The organism is Chitinophaga sp. (genome assembly GCF_036566945.1).
GTDB lineage: Bacteria > Bacteroidota > Bacteroidia > Chitinophagales > Chitinophagaceae > Chitinophaga.
Window position 1 is genome coordinate 1 of record NZ_DATCVJ010000369.1, and the last position, 4,463, is coordinate 4,463.

Here is a 4,463-nt window from a genome sequence, read left to right on the forward strand (position 1 = left end):
CATCGACCTGCTGATTACTATTGCGCCAGTAGCCGCCGTTCTTCATCATTTCCGCCTGATTGCCCAGCCATCCCGGGTTGGTAGGATTTCCATCTACATAAGGGCGGGTGCCATAAGCATTATAAAATAATTTACCCCAAAGGTTATTCAGATCGTCGGAGCCGTAATCGTAGGTGAAATTAAAGCGCTTACGGGTGCCATTGCTATTGCTTAAATTGAGGGATACCGTAAGATCCTTCGTTACTTTCACGGCTACATTTCCCCGCAGGTTGTATTTTTTATAAGACACATTGGGCAAAAATCCGTTCTCGCTGTAATAAGATCCGCCGAGGTAATAAGTTACTTTATCGCTTCCTCCGGAAATACTCAATGCATGCCGCTGGTTAACGGGGTCCTGATAAACGGCATCATACCACGCCTTCCCGTCAGGGTTCCAGGTTCTTACATCTGCTTCTTCTGCGGCGCTGATATTGTTTTCCCCGAATACATAGCGGTTCAGTTTGAGTGAAGCGGTCAAGTCCAGGTAGCCCGGTACCTGTCCTGTTTTTTCTATGCCAAAGGTAGAACTGTAACTGATCACCGGCTTTCCGGAATTCCCTGTTTTAGTAGTTACCAGTATTACCCCGTTGGAGGAACGTGATCCGTAAATAGCCGCTGATGCAGCATCTTTCAATACGGAAATCTCGTTGACTTCATTAGGATCTAATGCATCAAAGCTCACTTTATCTCTTACCACACCATCCACTACATACACAGGGTCTGTACTGGCGGAGCTGAAAGTAGATAATGCTCTCACACGTATGCCCGATCCGATACCAGGCGTACCGGTATTCGTTTGCACATATACGCCCGACAAGCGTCCTGCCAGTACATTGGAAAGATTAGAGGTGGGAATCAATGCAATCTCGGTGGCTTTCATAGTGGATATGGCAGCGGTGAGACTGCTTTTTAGTTGCGTGCCATAGCCCACCACAATGACCTCATCTATTTTTTTGGTAGACGTTTTCATCACGATTTTAAATTCACCACGACCATCTACCCGAACTTCCTGATCTTCATAACCTATAAATGAAAAGATCAACACGTCATTGCTATTGGCCACCAGGCTAAAGCTGCCCTGTGCATTTGCCATCACGCTTTTACTATTGCCTTTGATATGTATAGTGGCGCCGGGAAGAGGGCTCCCTTTATCATCTGTAATGGTACCTTTAATTTCTATAGGAGGTGGAATGGGATTACTGCTGCCTCCCGGTGGATCTTTCTTGCGGATAACGATCGTTTTCCCTACCATAACGTAGTCAAACAGCTGCCCTTCAAAGCAGGCATTTAAGGCCTCCGTCAGCTCCACACGATTCAGCTGCAGCGTTACTTTTTTGGCATTTTTGAGCAGGCGCTCATTGGAAAAGATCTGGTAATTACTCTGGCGGCTAATTTCCCTGAAGACTTTTGTCAGGGGCGCATCTTTTACGTGCAACGTAATCTCCTGGCCGTTTCCCTTCGCTGCCACGTGCAAACAGACCGACATCAGCAGGACACCTGTTAGCTTCATAATCAAGAAAATTTTGGTTGACGCCCTTAGGCCGGACACTAAGCAGTCCCCGATATACACAACGGGATTTTGCTTATGAAAACTTAATTTCATAACTTCATTTTGTTTAGGTTGATAAAAAGCATTCTTAGCGGACTGTATTTACTATTTACCTGAGCATATTGCCAGTAGTGTTTCAGCGCTACTGGTTTTTTGTTTCAGACAATGAGATTGTTCACTTACTTCAGGGATTGATCATTACATTATTTCCTTTAATTTTTACGGTTACTTCGCTGTATTCCAATATTTTTAAAAATTCAGACAGACTTACATCCCGGGAAAGAGAGCCGGTAAACTCCTCTGCCGGCACCCCATTCGGGTATTGTACGGTAATGCCGTACCATCGTTCTGCCTGTCGCATCATAGATTGTATATCCGTTTTATCAAATACAAAAAGTCCTTCCTTCCACGCTACTACCCCATCTATCGCCACCTCTTTTACCACGTCAATAGTAGTGCTAACCCGCGCCTGTTCACCCGGCCGGAGGGTCGCGGACTGGTTTTGTCTGGATACCTTTACGGCTCCTTCCAGCAGGGTTATCTTAATGTCCGGTTCACCATCATAAGCGTTCACATTAAAATGTGTACCAAGGACCAATATGTCTGTACCTGAACCTGCCTTCGATACCCTGAAAGGCATAGCCGGATTAGACGCCACCTCGAAATAGGCTTCGCCTTTGATTTGTACTTTTCTTTCTTTACCCAAAAAAGTAGTAGGATAAGTAATAGAAGAGGCTACATTCAACCATACTTTTGTTCCGTCACTCAGCACCAGTGACACGGCTTTGCTCCCGGTTGGTACCGTGAGGGTATTAAATTGCAGGGAGGCATTTTCGCCGGAACTCAGGTAAGTAATCTGCCCCGCACTGTTCTTTACGATTCGCGTGTTTGCCTGCATGGCCAGAAAACCATTGGCAGCACTGTCCAGTATTATTTGCTGTCCATTGGCCAAAGTGAGCATAGCCCTGGTATTCGCAGGTGCCTTCAGGTCTGTAACAATAGCAGCTACCGGCTGCTGCCTTGGAGGGAGCGTCCTGGTTTTCCCAAAATAAATACCGCCCGCAGAGATGAGCAATAGTACTACGGCGGCGGCCATGCGCCACCGGAAGGTATGCACCCGGGATGTTTGCGGTTGAGCAATATCCCGATCTGTCGCCAATTGCTGCTGCAACGCCGTCCAGGTAGACTGACCAAAAAGCCCGGCAGTTTGTTCCTCAGCGGTGACCACCGTTTCTGTATCTCCGGCGTTAACGGTATCATACCACTCGTGCAATAAGCGAATTTCGCTTTCAGTGGCTTCACCGTCCAGGTATTTCCTGGCCAGCCGGCTGACATCCTCTCTGTTAAGCTCCATTGTTCCTTTTTTAATAAGTATCCTGCATTTCTAATATAGATACATGAAACAGGATTTCATACGCGGAAAAACAAAACTTTTTTTAAAAAATTTTATAAACCAGCCACCAGCCGGCAAAGAAACCGGAAAACATCCATACTGCCGTGCTTAATTTATGCAGTTGTTTGCGCATTACTTCCATTACTTTGGCGATATAGCCTTCTGCGGTGCGGGGAGAAACACCCAGTTCCTGCGCCACTTCTTCCAGTGGTCTGTCCAGTAACTTATGATGGAGAAAGACGATACTATATTTTTCAGGGAGTTCGCCGGCATAACGTGCCAGGATCTCTAATAGTTGCTTGTTGTCAATATCAAACATTTCCATTTTTCTATTCGACTCGGCTATTTCATGCGACTTATAAACGGCTGCACGCCGGCTTTCATTGGCCAGATGCCGGTAAACGGCATAGCGGGTCATACCCGTCAGGTATTGTGATAAAGACTGAATAGATAGTTGTGCTCTTTTATTCCAGAGATTAAAAAATACATTCTGCAATATTTCCCTGGCGTCTTCGGCGTTGCCCAGACGTTTGTGTGCTATGAAAAGGAGCAATTTCCAATACCTGTTATATATTTCGTTAAAAGCGCCCTCATTCCCATTGTACAACAACTGCACTAATTGTTCATCTGTATGACTCGTATATAGCATTAAAGGTATAATGAAAACCCAACTGATAAAGATATTCCGAACCGTGAAATTTACCCGGGCAGCACAATGATAGTCAGCAAATAAGTGGCTGCCGGTATGTTAAAGTAAGATTTTTTTTAAATAATGATTAAAAATAAATACGCGGATGTAAACAGGGCATCGATTTTCGTACGTTTATTATATATTCACCTTTGTATATCAATGATCCTATATGAATAAAAGCCGGCTGGAAGCCTTTAGCGATGGCGTTATCGCTATTATTATCACCATTATGGTGCTGGAAATTAAAACGCCGCATAGTGCGGAATGGAAGGATTTGCTGCCCTTGTATCCGGTGGTACTTAGTTATATCATCAGCTTTGTCTATGTAGGTATTTACTGGGGCAATCACCACCACCTGTTGCACACGGTGAAGAAAGTGACGCCCGGTATGATCTGGGCCAACATGCATTTACTCTTCTGGTTATCTCTCATCCCTTTCGCTACGGCATGGATGGGTGAAAACCATTTTGCCCCTCATACGATTATTGTGTACGCGGTATTGCTGATGTTATGTGGAGCTGCCTTTGCTATCCTGCAACAGGCCATCATGAAATCCAATCCTTTTAGCGCTAACATGCTGCTGGTATTGGAACGGCTGCGCCGGAAAGCCATCATCTCCATAGCGCTATACCTGCTGGCAATTCCGATGGCCTTTGTGAATGTCGCTGTTTCAGGGGGCTTATTTGTCCTGGTTGCCATCATTTGGTTTATTCCGGACCCTAATATCGCCCGCGCACTGGAAGAGTAAGGATATCATTTATTTCGATCAAAAAACGCCACAGACAAGCAGC

Annotated in this window: 4 protein-coding genes; 1 reads left to right on the forward strand and 3 read right to left on the reverse strand. The window is 45.4% G+C overall.

The genetic code is table 11. The annotated features are described in order from the left end of the window. From VIP81_RS10840 to VIP81_RS10850, 3 genes are all read right to left on the reverse strand, one after another. A partial coding sequence (locus VIP81_RS10840; protein WP_331959778.1) for a SusC/RagA family TonB-linked outer membrane protein occupies positions 1-1,549 on the reverse strand: 1,549 nt, incomplete at its 3' end. 223 nt (positions 1,550-1,772) lie between these two features. Next, positions 1,773-2,942, reverse strand: coding sequence for a FecR family protein (locus VIP81_RS10845; RefSeq protein ID WP_331959781.1), 1,170 nt, complete (start codon positions 2,940-2,942; stop codon positions 1,773-1,775). A gap of 82 nt (positions 2,943-3,024) precedes the next feature. Then, positions 3,025-3,630, reverse strand: coding sequence for a sigma-70 family RNA polymerase sigma factor (locus VIP81_RS10850; protein WP_331959784.1), 606 nt, complete (start codon positions 3,628-3,630; stop codon positions 3,025-3,027). 211 nt (positions 3,631-3,841) lie between these two features. Here VIP81_RS10850 and VIP81_RS10855 point away from each other — a divergent pair, with 211 nt between their 5' ends. Further along, positions 3,842-4,420 carry a TMEM175 family protein gene (locus VIP81_RS10855; protein WP_331959787.1) on the forward strand — a complete coding sequence of 193 codons (579 nt, stop codon included), beginning with the start codon at positions 3,842-3,844 and terminating at the stop codon, positions 4,418-4,420. Positions 4,421-4,463: the final 43 nt, after the last annotated feature.